General features: G+C 70.3%; 13 protein-coding genes. All 13 read left to right on the forward strand.

The window, feature by feature from the left end; translation table 11 throughout:
* The first annotated feature begins 2 nt into the window (after positions 1-2).
* The 13 genes from mreD to obgE all read left to right on the forward strand — a co-directional run bounded on the left by mreD (position 3) and on the right by obgE (position 18,628).
* Positions 3-665 carry a rod shape-determining protein MreD gene (gene mreD / locus OHA03_RS20150; RefSeq protein WP_267005204.1) on the forward strand — a complete coding sequence of 221 codons (663 nt, stop codon included), beginning with the start codon at positions 3-5 and terminating at the stop codon, positions 663-665.
* Positions 666-726: 61 nt separating this feature from the next.
* Complete coding sequence (gene mrdA, locus OHA03_RS20155; protein WP_267005205.1) at positions 727-2,901, forward strand: penicillin-binding protein 2; 2,175 nt, start codon at positions 727-729, stop codon at positions 2,899-2,901.
* On the forward strand, positions 2,901-4,091 hold the full coding sequence (gene rodA / locus OHA03_RS20160; RefSeq protein WP_267005206.1) for a rod shape-determining protein RodA: 1,191 nt from the start codon (positions 2,901-2,903) through the stop codon (positions 4,089-4,091). The genes mrdA and rodA overlap by 1 nt, the downstream gene beginning before the upstream one ends.
* 61 nt (positions 4,092-4,152) lie before the next feature.
* Entirely contained in the window at positions 4,153-5,694 is a 1,542-nt protein-coding gene (locus OHA03_RS20165) for a CYTH and CHAD domain-containing protein (RefSeq protein WP_267005207.1), read from the forward strand.
* 50 nt (positions 5,695-5,744) lie between these two features.
* Positions 5,745-7,700, forward strand: coding sequence for a TIGR03960 family B12-binding radical SAM protein (locus OHA03_RS20170; RefSeq protein ID WP_267005208.1), 1,956 nt, complete (start codon positions 5,745-5,747; stop codon positions 7,698-7,700).
* A 148-nt stretch (positions 7,701-7,848) separates the two neighbouring features.
* Entirely contained in the window at positions 7,849-9,045 is a 1,197-nt protein-coding gene (locus tag OHA03_RS20175; RefSeq protein WP_267005209.1) for a hypothetical protein, read from the forward strand.
* A gap of 123 nt (positions 9,046-9,168) precedes the next feature.
* Complete coding sequence (locus OHA03_RS20180; protein ID WP_267005210.1) at positions 9,169-9,951, forward strand: TIGR03936 family radical SAM-associated protein; 783 nt, start codon at positions 9,169-9,171, stop codon at positions 9,949-9,951.
* A gap of 232 nt (positions 9,952-10,183) precedes the next feature.
* Entirely contained in the window at positions 10,184-14,188 is a 4,005-nt protein-coding gene (locus OHA03_RS20185; RefSeq protein WP_267005211.1) for a ribonuclease E/G, read from the forward strand.
* A 268-nt stretch (positions 14,189-14,456) separates the two neighbouring features.
* Positions 14,457-15,209 carry a phosphocholine cytidylyltransferase family protein gene (locus tag OHA03_RS20190; protein WP_267005212.1) on the forward strand — a complete coding sequence of 251 codons (753 nt, stop codon included), beginning with the start codon at positions 14,457-14,459 and terminating at the stop codon, positions 15,207-15,209.
* Positions 15,197-16,258, forward strand: coding sequence for an iron-containing alcohol dehydrogenase family protein (locus tag OHA03_RS20195; RefSeq protein WP_267005213.1), 1,062 nt, complete (start codon positions 15,197-15,199; stop codon positions 16,256-16,258). Before OHA03_RS20190 ends, OHA03_RS20195 begins: the two co-directional genes overlap by 13 nt.
* A 195-nt stretch (positions 16,259-16,453) precedes the next feature.
* Positions 16,454-16,774, forward strand: coding sequence for a 50S ribosomal protein L21 (gene rplU / locus OHA03_RS20200; RefSeq protein WP_073723125.1), 321 nt, complete (start codon positions 16,454-16,456; stop codon positions 16,772-16,774).
* Positions 16,775-16,788: 14 nt separating this feature from the next.
* The gene (rpmA, locus tag OHA03_RS20205) at positions 16,789-17,046 is read left to right on the forward strand and encodes a 50S ribosomal protein L27 (RefSeq protein ID WP_028813462.1); all 258 of its coding nucleotides are present in this window, start codon (positions 16,789-16,791) and stop codon (positions 17,044-17,046) included.
* A gap of 142 nt (positions 17,047-17,188) precedes the next feature.
* Complete coding sequence (gene obgE, locus OHA03_RS20210) at positions 17,189-18,628, forward strand: GTPase ObgE (protein ID WP_267005214.1); 1,440 nt, start codon at positions 17,189-17,191, stop codon at positions 18,626-18,628.
* The last annotated feature ends 217 nt before the right edge of the window (positions 18,629-18,845 follow it).

Raw genomic sequence — 18,845 nt, forward strand, 5'->3', positions numbered from 1 at the left:
CCATGCGCTTCAACAGGACTCTGCTCTCCACCGCCCTGGTCGTGATCGCCCTCGTCGTCCAGGTCTCCGTACTTGCCCGGCTGCAGCTGCCCGGCGCCGTCCCCGACCTGCTGCTCCTCGTCGTCCTCGGTCTGGCCTTCGTGTACGGACATGTCGCCGGCGCCCTGATCGGTTTCGGCGCGGGACTCCTCGCCGACCTGGCACCGCCCGCCGACCATGCCGCCGGACGCTACGCCCTGGTCCTCTGCGTCATCGGCTACTGCGCCGGGCTTGTCCGGCCGGACAACGGCCGGCTCAAGTCCGCGTTCGTCCCGATGGCCGCCGTGGTGGCCGCAGCGATCGGGTCGACCCTGCTGTACGCCCTCGTCGGCGCCCTCGTCGGGGACACCGCCGCCCGTCATGTCGGCCTCGGCAGCCTGCTGTTCACCGCAGCCGTCTACGATCTGCTCCTCGCGCCGTTCACCGTTCCGCTGATCATGGCGCTCGCCAGACGCACCGAGAACGACCCGCTCTCCGATTCCTCGAGCGGCGGCGACATGGCCGCGGGCTGGCTCTCCTCCGGCACCGGACTCAGGATCGGCAGCCCGCGCGGCGGACTGCGTTTGAAGGCTGCCCGCAGCCGAGCGGCACGGGCCGGACGGATCAAGGGAGTCAAGCGACTGTGAGGCTGAACCTCGCCGGGGACACCCCCCGGACCCCCGGCCCGACCACTACCGGGGGCGCCCCGTGAGTAACATCCCGGAGACGGGCCGGACCCAGCGGGTCCAGATCCGGCTCATCATCATCCAGGTCCTCGTCTTCTCCCTGCTGCTGACGCTCGGCGGCCGCCTCTGGTACCTCCAGATCCGCAACGGCCAGGAGTACACCGACGAGGCGAAGAACAACCACGTCCAGCAGGTCGTCCAGCCCGCGGTCCGCGGCTCGATCCTCGACGCGCGGGGAGTGCCCCTCGCCGACAACGAGACCCGCCTGGTCGTCTCCGCCGACCGCACCGATCTGATGAAGATGGACGACGACGGCAAGGGCGTCCTGACCCGCCTCGCCGATGTGCTCGGCATGAAGCCGAAGGACGTCTTCGACAAGATCCGGCTCTGCGACGCGAAGACGCCGCAGCCCTGCTGGAACGGTTCGCCGTACCAGCCGATCCCGGTCACCGACGAGGCCACCACCCAGCAGGCCCTCCAGATCCGCGAACGTGCCGAGGACTTCCCCGGCATCACCGCCGAACCCACCGCCGTACGCCGCTACGCCGCACCCGGCAAGGCCAACACCGCCCAGGTCCTCGGCTACCTCTCGCCCGTCACCGACGAAGAGATCACCAAGGCCAAGGACACCGACTCGCCGTACCTCCGCTCCGACCAGGTCGGCCGCTCCGGCCTGGAGCGTACGTACGACAAGGAACTGCGCGGCAAGGCCGGCGTCACCCGCTACGAGGTCGACAACCTCGGCCGGGTCATCGGCCAGGCGAAGGACGACAAGGCCGAGCCCGGATCGAGCGTCGTCACCTCCATCGACGCCCGGGTCCAGGCCGTCGCGGAGTACGAGCTGAACGACGCGATGAAGGTCGCCCGCACCCAGTTCGACAAGAACACCAACGAGAACTACAAGGCGGACTCCGGCGCCGTCGTCGTGATGGAAGCCAAGACCGGCCGCGTGGTCGCGATGGCCTCCCTGCCCGACTACGACCCCAACGCCTGGGTCGGCGGCATCTCGGGCAAGGACTACGCCCGGATGACCAGCAAGAAGTCCAACTATCCGCTGCTCAACCGGGGCATCCAGGGTCAGGCCGCCCCGGGCTCGATCTTCAAGGTCGTCTCGACCGCGGCTTCCATCCAGGCGGGCTACCCGTTCGACGGCCACTACACCTGCGGCAGCTCGTACACGGCCGAGGGCCACACCTACCAGAACTTCGAATCGCAGAGCCACGGCCCCATCACCCTGGGCCAGGCACTCGAGGTCTCCTGCGACACCGTCTTCTACGCCCTCGGCTACCAGCAGTGGCAGAAGGACGGCGGGATGAAGCCGAAGAAGAACGCCAAGGACTGGTTCTTCAAGACCGCCCACCAGTTCGGCCTCGGCAAGGAGACCGGCATCGACCTCCCCAACGAGGTCACCGGCCGCGTCCCCGACCGCCAGTGGAAGAAGGACTTCTGGAAGGCCAACAAGGACACGTGGTGCGAACAGGCCAAGAAGTGGCCCAAGAAGAAGGACTTCAACACCGTGCTCGCCCACGAGAACTGCCTCGAAGGCATGAAGCTGCACGCCTATGACTCGATCAACTACTCGATCGGCCAGGGCGACACCCTCGTCACCCCGATCCAGATGGCGACCATCTACGCCGCCATCAGCAACGGCGGCACGCTCTACGACCCGACCGTCGGCAAGGCGATCGTCAGCCCCGACGGCAAGCACGTCAGCATGATCGGGCCCAAGTCGCACGGCAAGCTGCCGGTCAGCGCCAAGACCCTGAAGGAGATGGAGGGGGCGCTGGCGGGCGTCGCGACCCGCGGTACCGCCGCCTGGAGGTTCGGCGGCTGGCCGCAGGACAAGATCCCGATGCACGCCAAGACGGGCACGGCCGAGGTCTACGGCAAGCAGACGACCTCGTGGTTCGCGACGTACACCAAGGACTACTCGATCGTCATGACGATCTCCCAGGGTGGTACGGGCTCCGGCGCCTCCGGGCCTGCCGTCCGCAACATCTACGACGCGCTCTACGGACTCGACGACTCCGGCAAGCAGGATCTCAAGAAGGCGCTGCTGCCCACCCCGCAGAAGTCCCTGCCCAAGATCCAGCACGACGGCTCTATCGACGCCCCGACGATCAAGCCCTACGACCCGGACTCGCAGAAGGTCCCGGCGGAGCAGACACTCGCCGCGGTGCTCGGGAGGCGTGACTGATGTCCGGCTTCTCCGTCTCCCGGTACGCCCCCAAGCGTTCCGCCTGGGGCCGGCTCACCGCCCGCGACTCGGTCGTGCGCCGGCTCGACTGGCCGCTCCTCGGCTCCGCCATCGCGCTCTCCCTCATCGGCTCCGCCCTGGTCTACTCCGCGACCCGCGGCCGCGACGCCCTCACCCACGGGGACCCGTACTACTTCCTGCTCCGGCACGCACTCAACACCGGCATCGGATTCGCCCTGATGGTCGGCACGATCTGGCTCGGCCACCGCACCCTGCGCGGCGCCGTCCCGATCCTCTACGGCCTCTCGGTGCTCCTGGTCCTCGCCGTACTCACCCCGCTCGGCGCCACCGTCAACGGCGCCCACGCCTGGATCATCATCGGTGGCGGCTTCTCCCTGCAGCCGTCCGAATTCACCAAGATCACCATCATCCTCGTCATGGCGATGGTCCTCGCCGCCCGCGTCGACGCGGGCGACCAGGTGCACCCCGACCACCGGACCGTCGCCAAGGCGCTGGGCCTCGCGCTCCTCCCCATGGTGATCGTCATGGGGATGCCGGACCTCGGCTCCGTCATGGTCATGGCCGTCATCGTGCTCGGCGTGCTCCTCGCCTCCGGGGCGTCGAACCGCTGGATCTTCGGCCTCCTCGGCGCCGGCGTGGCCGGAGCCGTCGCCGTCTGGCAGCTCGGTCTGCTCGACGACTACCAGATCGCCCGCTTCGCCGCCTTCGCCAACCCGGCACTCGACCCGGCGGGCGTCGGCTACAACACCAACCAGGCCCGCATCGCGATCGGCTCCGGCGGACTCACCGGCACCGGCCTCTTCCAGGGCACCCAGACCACCGGTCAGTTCGTCCCCGAGCAGCAGACCGACTTCGTCTTCACCGTCGCGGGCGAAGAACTCGGCTTCCTCGGCGCCGGACTGATCCTCGTCCTCCTCGGCATCGTCCTGTGGCGCGCCTGCCGGATCGCCCGCGAGACCACCGAGCTGTACGGCACGATCGTCGCCGCCGGAATCATCGCCTGGTTCGCCTTCCAGGCGTTCGAGAACATCGGCATGACGCTCGGCATCATGCCCGTCGCCGGACTCCCCCTGCCGTTCGTGTCGTACGGAGGGTCGTCCATGTTCGCCGTCTGGGTGGCCATCGGACTGCTCCAGTCGATCAGGATGCAGCGGCCGATAACGGCCTGAGCAGGTGACCCATCCGCCGGGCCCCCTGCCGGGCGGCGGCAAACGCGTCTAGATTCGGTGCATGGCGGACTCGAAGCGCGAAATCGAGCGGAAGTACGAAGCCACCGTCGACACCCGGCTCCCCGAGCTCACCCGAGTGGCCGGGGTCGCGGCCGTGGACCACCGCGGCGTCATGGAACTCGACGCCGTCTACTACGACACCGAGGACCAGCGGCTCGCCGCCGACTCCCTCACCCTGCGTCGCCGCACCGGCGGCGACGACGCGGGCTGGCACCTCAAATTCCCCGTCGCCCATGGGATCCGTGACGAGATCCGGGCCCCGCTCTCCGACACCCTTCCGCGCAGCCTCGCCGCGCTCCTGCGCTCCCGGGTCAGGGAGACGGAACTCGTCCCGGTCGTCCGACTGCATTCCTCGCGCGACGTCCACCATCTGCTCGGCCCCGACGGGTCGCTCCTCGCCGAACTCAGTGTCGACGAGGTCCGGGCCGTTCGGCTCGCGGGCGGCAGCGGTACAGCGGCCTGGACCGAGATCGAGGTCGAACTCGCCGATGACGGTGACCCCGCCTTCCTCGACGCCGTCGAACACCGGTTCCGCAAGGCCGGCGTGAAGCCGTCCGCATCGGCCTCCAAACTGGCCCGGGCTCTCGCCGAGACAGCCCCGGGGGACAAGACGGTCCCGAAGAAGCAGCGCACCGCGAAGAAGACCGCACCACGGCCCCGGACGGCGGGCGACCACGTCATGGGGTACGTACGCGACCAGATCACCGCCGTCGTCGCCCTCGACCCCGCCGTACGCCGTGACCTCCCCGACTCCGTGCACCAGATGCGGGTCGCCACCCGCAGACTGCGCAGCGCCTTCAGGACGTACCGGAAGATCCTCGACCGCACCGTCACCGACCCCGTCGGCGACGAACTGAAATGGCTGGCGGCCGAGCTCGGAATCGACCGCGACCAGGAGGTCCTCGACGAACGCCTGCGCGCCCGGATCGCCGAGCTGCCCCGCACCCTGGTTCTCGGCCCCGTCCGCAGCCGGCTCCGGATCTGGTCCGTGGCCCGGCGGGCCGGCTCCCGGCGCCGGACCGTCGGCGTACTCGACGGCAAGCGCTACCTGGCCCTCCTGGAAAGCCTCGACGCACTCCAGGCCGCGCCGCCGCTGCTGCCCGCCGCGGCCCACGCCCCCGAGGACGCACTGCCCCGCGCCGTGCTGCGGGACTACGAGCGCCTCGCCACCCGTATCGACCACGCCCTGGAACTCCGGCCCGGTCCCGACCGCGACCTCGCCATGCACGACGCCCGCAAGGCGGCGAAACGCGCCCGGTACGCGGGGGAGGCGGCGACCGTCGCGCTGGGCCGCCCCGCCAAGAAGTTCGCCCGGCGGATGAAGGCCGTACAGACCGTGCTCGGCGACCACCAGGACAGCGTCGTCGCCCGCGACGCCCTGCGCACACTGGCCGCCCAGGCGCACGCCGCGGGGGAGACCGCATTCACCTGGGGACTGCTGTACGGGCACGAGGAGGCGACCGCCGCCGCCCGCGAACAGGAGCTTCCCGAGGTGTGGGAACGGGCGTCCCGGCCGAAATTGCGGGCGGCGCTGGAAGGCTGAGCACCGGGGTACGCTGGATGGTCACCCCTGCCGGCTCTCGAAAGTTCGCGATGTCTGTCGAATCGGTCTTCCCACAGCTCGAAGCTCTGCTCCCGCATGTGCAGAAGCCCATCCAGTACGTCGGCGGTGAGCTGAACTCCACCGTCAAGCCGTGGGACGAGTGTGACGTCCGCTGGGCTCTGATGTACCCGGACGCGTACGAGGTCGGACTGCCCAACCAGGGCGTCATGATCCTTTACGAGGTACTCAACGAGCGCGACGGCGTCATGGCCGAGCGCACGTACAGCGTCTGGCCGGACCTCGAAGAGCTGATGCGCGAGCACAAGGTCCCGCAGTTCACCGTGGACAGCCACCGCCCGGTGAAGGCGTTCGACGTCTTCGGGCTGAGCTTCTCCACCGAGCTCGGCTACACCAACATGCTCACCGCCCTGGACCTCGCGGGCATCCCCCTGGACGCCCGGGACCGCGGCCTCGACGACCCGATCGTGCTCGCGGGCGGCCACGCCGCCTTCAACCCCGAGCCGATCGCGGAGTTCATCGACTGCGCGGTCATCGGCGACGGCGAGCAGGCGGTCCTGGAGATCACCGAGATCATCCGCGGCTGGAAGGCCGAAGGCCGTCCCGGTGGGCGCGAGGAGGTGCTGTTCCGGCTTGCGAAGACCGGTGGCGTCTACGTGCCGAGGTTCTACGACGTCGAGTACCTCCCGGACGGCCGCATCGGCCGCGTCGTGCCGAACAAGTCGGGCGTGCCGTGGCGGGTCTCCAAGCACACCGTGATGGACCTCGACGAGTGGCCGTACCCGAAGCAGCCCCTCGTCCCCCTCGCCGAGACCGTCCACGAGCGGATGTCCGTCGAGATCTTCCGCGGCTGCACCCGCGGCTGCCGTTTCTGCCAGGCCGGCATGATCACGCGCCCCGTGCGGGAACGAAGCATCACCGGCATCGGCGAAATGGTCGAGAAGGGTCTCAAGGCGACCGGCTTCGAGGAGGTCGGCCTGCTGTCCCTGTCCTCCGCGGACCACAGTGAGATCGGCGACATCGCGAAGGGCCTCGCCGACCGGTACACCGAGGACAAGATCGGCCTCTCGCTGCCCTCCACCCGCGTCGACGCGTTCAACGTGGACCTGGCCAACGAGCTGACCCGCAACGGCCGCCGCTCGGGCCTCACGTTCGCCCCCGAGGGCGGCTCCGAGCGCATGCGCAAGGTCATCAACAAGATGGTCTCGGAAGAGGACCTCATCCGGACCGTCGCCACCGCGTACGGCAACGGCTGGCGCCAGGTGAAGCTGTACTTCATGTGCGGCCTGCCCACCGAGACCGACGAGGACGTCCTCCAGATCGGCGACATGGCGGTCAACGTGATCGCCAAGGGCCGCGAGGTCTCCGGGCAGAACGACATCCGCTGCACCGTCTCCATCGGTGGCTTCGTACCCAAGCCGCACACCCCGTTCCAGTGGGCCCCGCAGCTCAGTGCCGAGGAGACCGACGCCCGTCTGGAGAAGCTGCGCGACAAGATTCGCGGCGACAAGAAGTACGGCCGCTCGATCGGCTTCCGCTACCACGACGGCAAGCCCGGCATCGTCGAGGGCCTGCTCTCGCGCGGCGACCGCCGCATCGGTTCCGTCATCCGCGCGGTCTACGAGGCCGGCGGCCGCTTCGACGGCTGGCGCGAGCACTTCTCGTACGACCGCTGGATGGCGTGTGCCGAGAAGACGCTCCCCGGGTTCGGGGTGGACGTCGACTGGTACACCACCCGTGAGCGCACCTACGAGGAGGTCCTGCCCTGGGACCACCTGGACTCCGGTCTCGACAAGGACTGGCTCTGGGAGGACTGGCAGGACTCGCTCGACGAGACCGAGGTCGAGGACTGCCGCTGGACCCCGTGCTTCGACTGCGGCGTGTGTCCGCAGATGGATACGTCCATCCAAATCGGGCCGACCGGCAAGAAGTTGCTGCCGCTGGCGGTCAAGAACGCCGCGCCTGCTCCCAGCGGGCACGTGCACTGAGGCGAGCGAGACACTCGGTCGCCGTCGGCCAGTGGCTCCCGATGACACCCACATCCGGGTATCCCCGGACGGCACGGTTCGGGTGACAGCTCGATGACGAAGACCCGGCCCGGGAAACCCTGGGCCGGGTCCTCGCGTCCTGTCCGGCATGGACCAGGAGAATCAGCCCCGCGCGTACGGCAACCATCAGGCGCCTGCGCACTACGAGTCCGGCGACGGCTGTCTGACCACGCTCATCAGGATTCCGGTACGGATCGTGGTGCTCGTGATCGTCCTGCCCGTACGGATGGCCTGGGACGCGCTCGTCGCCACCTCCCGCGCCGCCGACCGGATGCTGCTGCGCCCCGTGGGCCGGGCGCTGGCGTGGCTGTGCCGGGTCCTCGTGGTGATCCCGCTGGTCCGGCTGTACGAGTCGGTCCTCACCCCGCTGGGGCACGGACTGCGGTGGCTGGGCGCGGCCGTCTTCGTGTGGCCGTGGGTGGCGCTGTGGCGGCATGTGGTCGTGCCCGTGGTCCGGTACGGCATCGTCGCACCGGCGGTGTGGCTCTACGCGTCGGTCCTCACCCCGGTCGGGCACGGGCTGCGCCGGGTGTACCGCGTACTGCTCGTCCCCGCCGGACGGGGCGTCGCCACCGCGATCGGCCGGCTGCTCACCGCTCTCTTCGTGTGGCCGGTGGTCGGCGTGTGGCGGTACGTCCTGGTCCCGCTCGCGCTCACCCTCGGCCGGCTCGCGGAGTACCTGATCGTCGCGCCGCTGGCCTGGACGTACCGGGAACTGCTCACCCCGCTCGGCCACGGCATCGCCTGGCTGGCCGGCGTGGTGGCGCGCGGCCTCGTCGCGGCGGTCCGGGGGCTGGGCGCAGCCGTCGCCTGGCTGGTCGTGACGGTCCTCGTCACCCCCGTGGGGTGGATCCGGCGGCGGGTCCTCGCCCCGGTCGCCCGGGAGATGGCCGCCGCGATCGGTGTCGCCTGGCGCATCGCCGGATACGTCTCGCGGGCCGTAGGCCGCGCTCTCGCCCGGCTGGCGTGGTATTTCATCGGTGCCCCGGTGGCCTGGACCTACCGGACGGTGTGCACACCCGTCGGACACTTCGTACGCGACATGGTCTGGGCTCCGGCCGCACGCGCCGCCGTCGAGGCGGGACGCGCGGCCCGCGGCGCTCTGCGCACCGCACGCGAGACAGTGCGCCAGGCCCGCCGCGACGCATGGCGGGCGCTGGTCGGCCGGGGCCCGGTCCCCGAGCCCCGGGAACCGGTGGCCCCCCTTGCGCGTACTCTGGGTAGTACAACGACTGTGCCCAGCGCGGCGCCCGAACCAGAGATCTCCCTGCGAAAGCAGGGGTGAGCCGGACCGGACACCCCCGGGCCACCCGTATTTCGAGGGCGGCGTGCCACCGCGTCCGCTCCGCACCGAGGAGAAGAACCACTGGGCAAGCGACAGCCCGAAGGCCCGCCGCCCGCACCGGCAGTGCAGCGCATCCGACTGCGCTACACCAAGCGCGGCCGCCTCCGGTTCACCAGCCACCGCGACTTCCAGCGCGCCTTCGAGCGGGCGCTGCGCCGCGCCGAGGTGCCCATGGCCTACTCGGCGGGGTTCACCCCGCATCCCAAGGTGTCGTACGCCAATGCCGCACCCACCGGCACGGGCAGCGAGGCCGAGTTCCTGGAGATCGCCCTCGCCGAACGTCGGGATCCCGACACGTTGCGCGACCTGCTCGACGCGTCGCTCCCGGACGGCCTCGACATCACCGACGCCGTGGAGGCCCGCACCTCGGGTCTCGCCGATCGGCTGACTGCCTCCGTCTGGGAGATGCGGCTCGACGGGGTCCCGTTCGAGGACGCCGAGAAGGCCGTCGCCGGTTTCCTCGGCGCCGAGAGCGTCGAGGTCCAGCGCCGCACGAAGAACGGCATGAGGACCTTCGACGCCCGCGCCGCTGTCGCGGACCTGGAAGCCGTCGATCCGCAGGCTGATAGGCCGGGGGACAAGCCCTGTGCGATACTGCGGCTGGTTGTTCGGCACGTGACACCTGCCGTGCGACCTGACGACGTCCTGTCCGGTCTCCGCGTTGTGGCCGACCTGGCGCCGCCGGTCCCCGCAGCGGTGACCAGGCTGGCGCAGGGGCTCTTCGACGAGGAGTCCGGCACGGTGACCGACCCGCTCGCGCCCGACCGCGAGGCAGCCCCGACCGTGCTACCCACGGCCACCGGGACCGCCGTCGCGACGGCGCCGGAAGGTGCAGGTTCCGCGTAAGGCGGTCGTTGTAGCGCAGTCCTCGGACTCGGGAGCCACCTGGGTCGGGCCGCGCGCTGACCCATAAGACTTTCGCCAGGCCGTGCGTACATCGCGTACGGAACCGGCGAGCCAGACATTCAGCTCCCGTGCGGCGCCCGCGCCCCGGACGGCGGTACCGCGTTTTCCATGCGGACCGTGCCGGACCGGAATCAGGCGTGGCGCCCGGGAGCGTGACGGGAGAACCGCCCGCATGCTCGAACCGAACGAGCCCGGCACGACCGGGAACGCCGAAGGGAACAACACCCCCGGGGACAAGCTGCCGCCGCGCCGCAGGCGCCGTGCCGCTTCCCGCCCGGCCGGCCCGCCGTCGGGCGCCGCCGGCTCGGAGGCTGCGGCGCCGGCCATACCGGCCGTTGACGCCGCAGTGTCCGACACCACCGTCGCCGCCGACGAGGCGGAGGCCGCACCGCCGGCGCGTACTCGTCGCCGTGCGGTCCGCAAGGCGACCGCCCCCGCGGGTGCGCCGGAGGCCGCCGAGCTCGTGGAGACCTCCACGAGCGCTGCCCCCGCAGAGACTGCGGAGCCCGCCCCGGTCGAAGAGACCCCTGAGGCCGCTGAGGCGCCGCGTGTGCGTCGCCGTGCGACCCGTAAGGCGACCGCTCCGGCGGGTACGCCGAAGGCCGAGAAGACCGCCGAGGTCGCCGAGACCGAGGCCGCCCCGGTCGAAGAGACCCCTGAGACCGCTGAGGCGCCGCGTGTGCGTCGCCGGGCGTCCCGGAAGGCCACCGCTCCGGCAGGTGCTCCGCCGGCCGCCGAGGCCGTGGAGGTCGTCGAGCCCACCCCGGCCGTCGAGACCGAGGCGCCCGAGCCGCCCGCCGTCGCCGAGCCCGTCGTGGCCGAGGCGCCCCGCCGTACCCGCCGCCGGGCATCCGCTCCGGCCGGTACGCCGCAGACCACGTCGGCCGACACCGGGACCGATGAGACCGTGGAGGCCGCACCGGTCGCCGAGGCCGCTGAGCCGGAGGCCCCGCGCGGCCGTCGTCGGGCGGTCCGTAAGGCGACCGCTCCGGCGGGTGCGCCGCAGACCGCCGAGGCCGTTGCCCCTGCCGAGATCGTCACCGAGACCCCGGTCGAGGCCGCTGCCGCCGAGGAGCCGGCCGCCGAGCCCGAGGAGGCGGCCGAGAGCGCCGCGCCGCGTGGCCGTCAGCGCCGTCGGGCCACCGCCGCCGCGGGCAGGCCGGAGTTCACCGGAAAGGTCGAGGAGCCCGCCCGTAAGAGCCGTCGCGCGGCGCGCCCGGCCGTGGCCGTCTTCCAGGCGCCGGTCTTCGCCGAGCCGATGTTCCAGACCCCGGAGACCGCCGCAGCCGCGGCCGCGGCCGCCGGCACCCCCTCGCGTTACGACGAGGCCGAGGAAGAGATCGAGACGGTCGAGGAGACCGCCGTGACCGAGGAGGCTGCTGCCGAGGCGGCCCCCGTCGCCGAGGCCGCGCCGCAGGGCGGCTCGCGTCGGCGTCGCCGCCGTCGCGGCGAGGCCGCCGAGACCGAGCCCGCCGACGAGCGGACGCCCGCGCCCGCCGCCCCGGTCGAGGAGCCGGTCGAGGACGAGCACGAGCTGGAGGCCGAAGGCGAGGCCGAGCACGAGGGCGAGGAGTCGGACGAGTACGGGGACCGGCCCTCGCGCCGTCGTCGTCGCGGTGGCCGTCGCCGTCGCCGCGGTGAGCCGACCGAGGGCGAAGAAGCCGCGGAGCAGCACGCCGCCGACACGTCCGAGGACGAGCACGAGGCCGACGAGGAGGAGGAAGAAGAGGACCACGAACTGACCGCTTCCGGCTCCAGCAGCAGCCGTCGCCGCCGTCGTCGCCGTCGTCGCAGCGGTGACGCCTCGCCCGAGGCCGAAGCCGGTACGGACGACCCGGAGCGTACGGTCGTCAAGGTCCGTGAGCCCCGGAAGAAGGAAGCCGAGCGCGAGCCCGGCACCGGCTTCGACGAGGTCCAGTCCATCAAGGGCTCGACCCGTATGGAGGCGAAGAAGCAGCGTCGCCGCGAAGGCCGTGAGCAGGGCCGCCGGCGCGTCCCGATCATCACGGAGGCGGAGTTCCTGGCCCGCCGCGAGGCCGTCGAGCGCGTGATGGTCGTCCGTCAGAACGGCGAGCGCACCCAGATCGGCGTCCTCGAGGACAACGTGCTCGTCGAGCACTACGTCAACAAGGAGCAGGCCACCAGCTACGTCGGCAACGTCTACCTGGGCAAGGTGCAGAACGTACTGCCGTCCATGGAGGCTGCCTTCGTCGACATCGGCAAGGGCCGCAACGCCGTCCTGTACGCCGGTGAGGTCAACTTCGAGGCGCTCGGCATGGCCCATGGGCCGCGTCGGATCGAGACCGCGCTGAAGTCCGGCCAGTCCGTCCTCGTCCAGGTGACGAAGGACCCGATCGGCCACAAGGGCGCCCGCCTGACCAGCCAGGTCTCGCTGCCCGGCCGTTACCTGGTCTATGTGCCCGAGGGCTCGATGACCGGTATCAGCCGCAAGCTGCCCGACACGGAGCGCGCCCGGCTGAAGACCATCCTCAAGAAGATCGTCCCCGAGGACGCGGGCGTCATCGTGCGCACCGCCGCCGAGGGTGCGAGCGAGGACGAGCTGCGCCGCGATGTCGAGCGGCTGCAGCAGCAGTGGGAGGACATCCAGAAGAAGTCGAAGAGCAACGGCAGCGCCAACGCGCCGACGCTGCTCTACGGCGAGCCGGACATGACGGTCCGAGTCGTCCGCGACATCTTCAACGAGGACTTCTCGAAGGTCATCGTCAGCGGTGACGACGCGTGGGAGACCATCCACGGTTACGTCGCACACGTTGCCCCCGACCTGACGGACCGTCTGTCGAGGTGGACCTCCGAGGTCGACATCTTCGCGACCTACCGGATCGACGAGCAGTTGATGAAGGCGCTGGACCGCAAGGTCTGGCTGCCCAGCGGCGGCTCGCTGGTGATCGACAAGACCGAGGCGATGGTCGTCGTCGACGTCAACACCGGCAAGTTCACCGGTCAGGGCGGCAACCTCGAGGAGACCGTCACCAGGAACAACCTGGAGGCGGCCGAGGAGATCGTGCGCCAGCTGCGGCTGCGCGACCTCGGCGGCATCGTCGTCATCGACTTCATCGACATGGTCCTGGAGTCCAACCGGGATCTGGTGCTGCGGCGTCTGCTGGAGTGCCTGGGTCGCGACCGTACGAAGCACCAGGTCGCCGAGGTCACCTCGCTGGGCCTGGTCCAGATGACCCGCAAGCGGGTGGGCCAGGGTCTGCTGGAGTCCTTCTCCGAGACCTGTGTCCACTGCAACGGGCGCGGCGTGATCGTGCACATGGAGCAGCCGACGACGGTCGGGGGCGGCGGCAACGGCAAGCGTGCGAAGAAGCGCGGCCGCGGTGGCGCCGGTGAGCAGCCCGAGGCTCTCGTCGAGCACGAGCACGAGCACGAGCACGTGGAGGCCGAGGTGGAGACCGAGGCCGAGGTGGCTGCCGAGGTCGCCGTTCCGGTGGCACTTCCCGAGCCGGAATTCGTACCGGACGAGGAGCTGTACAGCAGCCCGGCCGAGGCCGAGGCGGCCGCTTCGCGCGGCCGTGGCCGTCGGCGCGCGACCCGCAAGGCAACGGCCCCGGCCGGCGCCCCGAGGACGGCGCCCGAGCCCACCCCGGTCGTGGAGCCGGAGCCGGTGACCGAGCCCGTGCCGGTCGTCGAGGCCCCGGTGGCCGAGGCTCCGCAGGGCCGTACGCGCCGTCGGGCGACCCGCAAGGCGACTGCTCCGGCGGGCTCGCCGGCCGCGGCCGAGCCGGTCGAGGCGCCGCTGCCCGTAGCGGACGTGGTTGCTGCCGAGGCCGTGGTGGTCGAGGCCCCGGTGGCCGAGGCCGCACCCGAGGAGGTGGCCGCCCCGCCGCGTGCCCGGCGCCGGGTGACCCGCAAGGTCACCGCCCCCGCGGGCTCGCCCGCAGGTGCGGACGGTGCGGAGGTCGTCGTGGTGACGGGCTCCACCGAGCCGAAGCCCGAGGCCGCACCGGCCCCGGCCGACGCCACCGCCGTTGCCCCGGAAGCCGCGGAGACCGCGGAGGCCGAGGCCCCGGCGAAGAAGACGGCCCGCAAGACCGCCAAGAAGGCCACCGCCAAGAAGGCAGCCACCAAGAAGACGGCTGCCAAAAAGACCGTCGCGAAGAAGACGACGGCCAAGAAGGCGGCGGCGAAGAAGACGGCGGCGGCGGAGCAGTAGTCGCCGCAGGGCTTTCAGAGGTCGGGCCCGACCAGGCCCGACCTCTGCAGCAGCGGACGCATCCGGACCGGCCCGTACGAGTGGCCGGTCCGGATGCGTCCGCTGCACCTGCCGCACCCGCCCGGTCCTCGGAGACTGCGCGGGACCGGACCCGGCCGGGGCGGCTTCGCTCACGTGACCCAGGCAACTGTCCTCGGGCCGTCGTCGGACGCGCCGCGACCGGACAATGAACTCGTAGAGCACGACCCAGGAAGCAAGGAGAACCTTCATGATCGGCCTGATACTCGCAGCCGGTGCCGGACGGCGTCTGCGCCCGTACACCGACACCCTTCCCAAGGCCCTGGTGCCGGTAGGCCCCGAGGGTGACGAGGAGAGCCTCACCGTCATCGATCTGACGCTGGGCAACTTCGCCGAGGTGGGGCTGACCGAGGTCGCGATCATCGTGGGTTACCGCAAGGAGGCCGTGTACGCCCGCAAGGAGGCTCTTGAGGCCAAGTACGGCGTCACGATCACGCTGATCGACAACGACAAGGCCGAGGAGTGGAACAACGCGTACTCCCTCTGGTGCGGCCGCGACTCGATCAAGCACAGCGTGATCCTCGCCAACGGCGACACCGTGCACCCGGTCTCCGTCGAGAAGACGCTGCTGGCCGCACGCGGTGACGGCAAGCGGATCATCCTTGCCCTCGACACGGTGAAGCAGCTCGCCGACGAGGAGATGAAGGTCGTCGTGGACCCCGAGAAGGGCGTCCAGCGGATCACCAAGCTGATGGACCCGGCGGACGCGACGGGCGAGTACATCGGTGTCACCCTCATCGAGGGCGATGCGGCCGACGAGCTCGCGGACGCGCTGCGGACGACCTTCGAGCGCGACCCGGACCTGTACTACGAGGACGGCTACCAGGAGCTCGTCAACCGCGGCTTCAAGGTCGACGTGGCGTCGATCGGCGACATCCAGTGGGTCGAGATCGACAACCACGAGGACCTCGCCAAGGGCAGGAGGATCGCGTGCCAGTACTGACCCGCCTCATACCGGCGCCGATCGTCGTCGATATCCGCGCGGGTGCCCTGGCCGATCTCGCGAGCGTCCTCGCGGACCAGAGGATCTCCAGCTCGGGCAAGCTGGCGGTCGCGATCAGCGCAGGGTCCGGTCAGGCGCTGCGCGAGCGGCTCTCGTCGAGCCTGCCGAGTGCTTCCTGGTTCGAGGTCGGCGGCGGCTCCCTCGGGGACGCGATCAAGCTCGCCGAGGCCATGAAGTCCGGGCGTTACGACGCCGTGGTCGGCCTCGGCGGCGGAAAGATCATCGACTGTGCGAAGTTCGCCGCGGCGCGTGTCGGGCTGCCGCTGGTCGCGGTGGCGACGAACCTCTCCCACGACGGTCTCTGCTCGCCGGTCGCCACACTGGACAACGACGCGGGCCGTGGCTCGTACGGTGTCCCGAACCCGATCGCGGTCCTGATCGACCTCGACATCATCCGCGAGGCCCCGGCCCGGTTCGTGCGCTCCGGGATCGGCGACGCGCTGTCCAACATCTCCGCGGTCGCGGACTGGGAGCTCGCCCATGAGGTCAAGGGCGAGGACATCGACGGCCTCGCTGCCGCGATGGCCCGCCAGGCTGGTGAGGCGGTGCTGCGCCACCCCGGCGGCATCGGGGACGACAGCTTCCTGCAGGTGCTGGCCGAAGGGCTGGTGATCACCGGTATCTCGATGTCGGTCGCGGGCGACAGCCGCCCCGCTTCCGGCGCGTGCCACGAGATCAACCACGCCTTCGATCTGCTCTTCCCTCAGCGTGCCGCCAGCCACGGCGAGCAGTGCGGTCTGGGCGCGGCGTTCGCGATGCATCTGCGCGGTGCCCGCGAGGAGTCCGTGCAGATGGCCCGGACACTGCGCGGCCACGGCCTGCCCGTGCTGGCCGAGGAGATCGGCTTCACCGCGGACGAGTTCGTCTCGGTGGTCGAATTCGCTCCTCGGACCAGGCCGGGGCGCTACACGATCTTGGAGCACCTGAACCTGTCCGCGGACGGGATCCGGGATGCCTACGACGAGTACGTGAAGGCTGTCGAGGCCTGAATCAGGGGCCCGGTTTGACCGGCTGTCCAAGGCCCCGTAGCCTTGACCGTCGGCGTTTGTTCGCCACACCTCTGAGCACTGACCTCCCGCTCGTACGGGAGAGGCCGCTCGTCCAATCCGGATCGTCGCGGGTCTTCGGACCCGTGTGAGCGGCTGGCATCAGGGGATTCCGTTCCGAGCGAGAGTGAGATCCGCGTGTACGCCATCGTGCGCAGCGGTGGCCGCCAGCACAAGGTTGCTGTCGGTGACATCGTTGAGGTTGACAAGATTCCCACTGCCCAGGTTGGTGACACGGTCGAGCTCTCGACCCTGCTCGTGGTCGACGGCGACGCCGTGACCAGCGACCCGTGGGTGCTGGCCGGGATCAAGGTTCAGGCCGAGATCGTGGACCACCACAAGGGCGCGAAGATCGACATCCTTCGCTACAAGAACAAGACCGGCTACCGCCGTCGCCAGGGTCACCGCCAGCAGTACACGGCGATCAAGGTCACCGGTATCCCCGCGGCTGCGAAGTAAGGGACTGAGAAAAGATGGCACACAAGAAGGGCGCATCGTCCACCCGGAACGGGCGCGATTCCAACGCTCAGCGGCTCGGCGTCAAGCGCTTCGGCGGCCAGGCCGTCAACGCCGGTGAGATCCTGGTCCGCCAGCGCGGCACCCACTTCCACCCGGGCACGGGCGTCGGCCGTGGCGGCGACGACACGCTGTTCGCGCTCGCCGCTGGTGCGGTCGAGTTCGGCACCCACCGTGGCCGCAAGGTCGTGAACATCGTTCCGATCGCCGAGTAATTTCGGCGCTCGTCGAGCGGTTTCTGCGGAGGCGGACCTCACTTCCCGTATGGGAAGCGGGTCCGCCTTTCGCGTGTTTCTCCTAAGAGAGACAGCATGAGCTTGAAACATTTCTGCATGTATGTAACTGGAGGTTCCAACCATGACCACCTTCGTGGACCGCGTCGAGCTGCATGTCGCCGCGGGTAACGGAGGCCACGGCTGTGCCTCCGTTCACCGTGAGAAGTTCAAGCCGCTCGGCGGCCCGGACGGCGGCAACGGCGGCCGTGGCGGCGATGTGACCCTGGTCGTCGACCAGGACATCACCACGCTCCTCGACTACCACCACAGTCCGCACCGCAAGGCCACCAACGGCCAGCCCGGCGCGGGCGACAACCGCACCGGCAAGGAGGGCCAGGACCTCGTCCTGCCGGTCCCCGACGGCACGGTCGTGCTCGACAGGAACGGCAACGTGCTGGCCGACCTGGTCGGTCAGGGCACCACGTTCGTGGCCGGCCAGGGCGGCCGCGGAGGCCTCGGCAACGCGGCACTCGCCTCCGCCCGCCGCAAGGCCCCCGGCTTCGCGCTGCTCGGCGAGCCGGGCGAGTCCCGGGACATCGTCCTGGAGCTCAAGACCGTTGCTGACGTGGCTCTGGTGGGTTACCCGAGCGCCGGCAAGTCCTCGCTGATCTCGGTCCTGTCCGCGGCCAAGCCGAAGATCGCCGACTACCCGTTCACCACGCTCGTCCCGAACCTGGGCGTGGTCACCGCGGGCAGCACCGTCTACACCATCGCCGACGTCCCGGGCCTGATCCCGGGCGCCAGCCAGGGCAGGGGCCTCGGTCTGGAGTTCCTGCGGCACGTCGAGCGCTGCTCGGTCCTCGTACACGTGCTGGACACGGCGACGCTGGAGTCCGACCGCGACCCGGTCTCCGACCTCGACATGATCGAGGAGGAGCTGAAGCAGTACGGCGGTCTTGACGACCGGCCCCGCATCGTCGTCCTCAACAAGATCGACATTCCGGACGGTCAGGACCTCGCCGACTTGATCCGGCCGGAACTGGAGGAGCGCGGCTACCGCGTCTTCGAGGTGTCCGCCGTCGCCCGTACCGGTCTCAAGGAGCTCTCCTACGCGCTCGCCGGTGTGATCGCCGAGGCGCGTGCCGCCAAGCCAGTGGAGGAGGCGACCCGCATCGTCATCCGTCCGAAGGCCGTGGACGACGCGGGCTTCACCGTCACGCTGGAGGAGGACGGCATCTACCGGGTGCGCGGCGAGAAGCCGGAGCGCTGGGTGCGGCAGACCGACTTCAACAACGACGAGGCCGTCGGCTATCTGGCGGACCGTCTCAACCGTCTCGGTGTCGAGGGCGAGCTGATGAAGGCCGGCGCCCGGGCGGGCGACGGTGTGGCCATCGGCGCCGAGGACAACGCGGTCGTCTTCGACTGGGAGCCGACCGTGGCGGCGGGTGCGGAGATGCTCGGGCGTCGTGGCGAGGACCACCGTCTCGAAGCGCCGCGTCCGGCCGCGCAGCGCCGTCGCGACCGTGAGTCGGAGCGGGACGAAGCCAGCAAGGAATACCAGGAGTTCGACCCGTTCGCGTAGCGCGGGATGCCGAGGGGCCTGTCCCCGGACCAGAGAAATCTCTGGTCCGGGGACAGGCCCCTCGACCGTTCCGGGAGACTCTCCGGCCGGCTCTCCTACTCCTTGCCGGACGGCCTGTTGTTCGAATATGTGGGCTGATTCCGTACGGGATCACGGTAAATGGTAGGTTTTGTCCAAAGATTGGATAAACTTTCGCCCGGTGCGCAGCCTTTTGGTG

It is taken from the genome of Streptomyces sp. NBC_00154, from assembly GCF_026342835.1.
GTDB lineage: Bacteria > Actinomycetota > Actinomycetes > Streptomycetales > Streptomycetaceae > Streptomyces.

What these genes read in the sequence shown, in the direction of transcription:
- mreD (WP_267005204.1), top strand. Translation starts at nt 3, where the DNA reads ATGCGCTTCAACAGGACTCTGCTCTCCACCGCCCTGGTCGTGATCGCC.
- rodA (WP_267005206.1), top strand. Translation starts at nt 2,901, where the DNA reads ATGTCCGGCTTCTCCGTCTCCCGGTACGCCCCCAAGCGTTCCGCCTGG.
- OHA03_RS20165 (WP_267005207.1), top strand. Translation starts at nt 4,153, where the DNA reads ATGGCGGACTCGAAGCGCGAAATCGAGCGGAAGTACGAAGCCACCGTC.
- OHA03_RS20170 (WP_267005208.1), top strand. Translation starts at nt 5,745, where the DNA reads ATGTCTGTCGAATCGGTCTTCCCACAGCTCGAAGCTCTGCTCCCGCAT.
- OHA03_RS20175 (WP_267005209.1), top strand. Translation starts at nt 7,849, where the DNA reads ATGGACCAGGAGAATCAGCCCCGCGCGTACGGCAACCATCAGGCGCCT.
- OHA03_RS20185 (WP_267005211.1), top strand. Translation starts at nt 10,184, where the DNA reads ATGCTCGAACCGAACGAGCCCGGCACGACCGGGAACGCCGAAGGGAAC.
- OHA03_RS20190 (WP_267005212.1), top strand. Translation starts at nt 14,457, where the DNA reads ATGATCGGCCTGATACTCGCAGCCGGTGCCGGACGGCGTCTGCGCCCG.
- rpmA (WP_028813462.1), top strand. Translation starts at nt 16,789, where the DNA reads ATGGCACACAAGAAGGGCGCATCGTCCACCCGGAACGGGCGCGATTCC.
- obgE (WP_267005214.1), top strand. Translation starts at nt 17,189, where the DNA reads ATGACCACCTTCGTGGACCGCGTCGAGCTGCATGTCGCCGCGGGTAAC.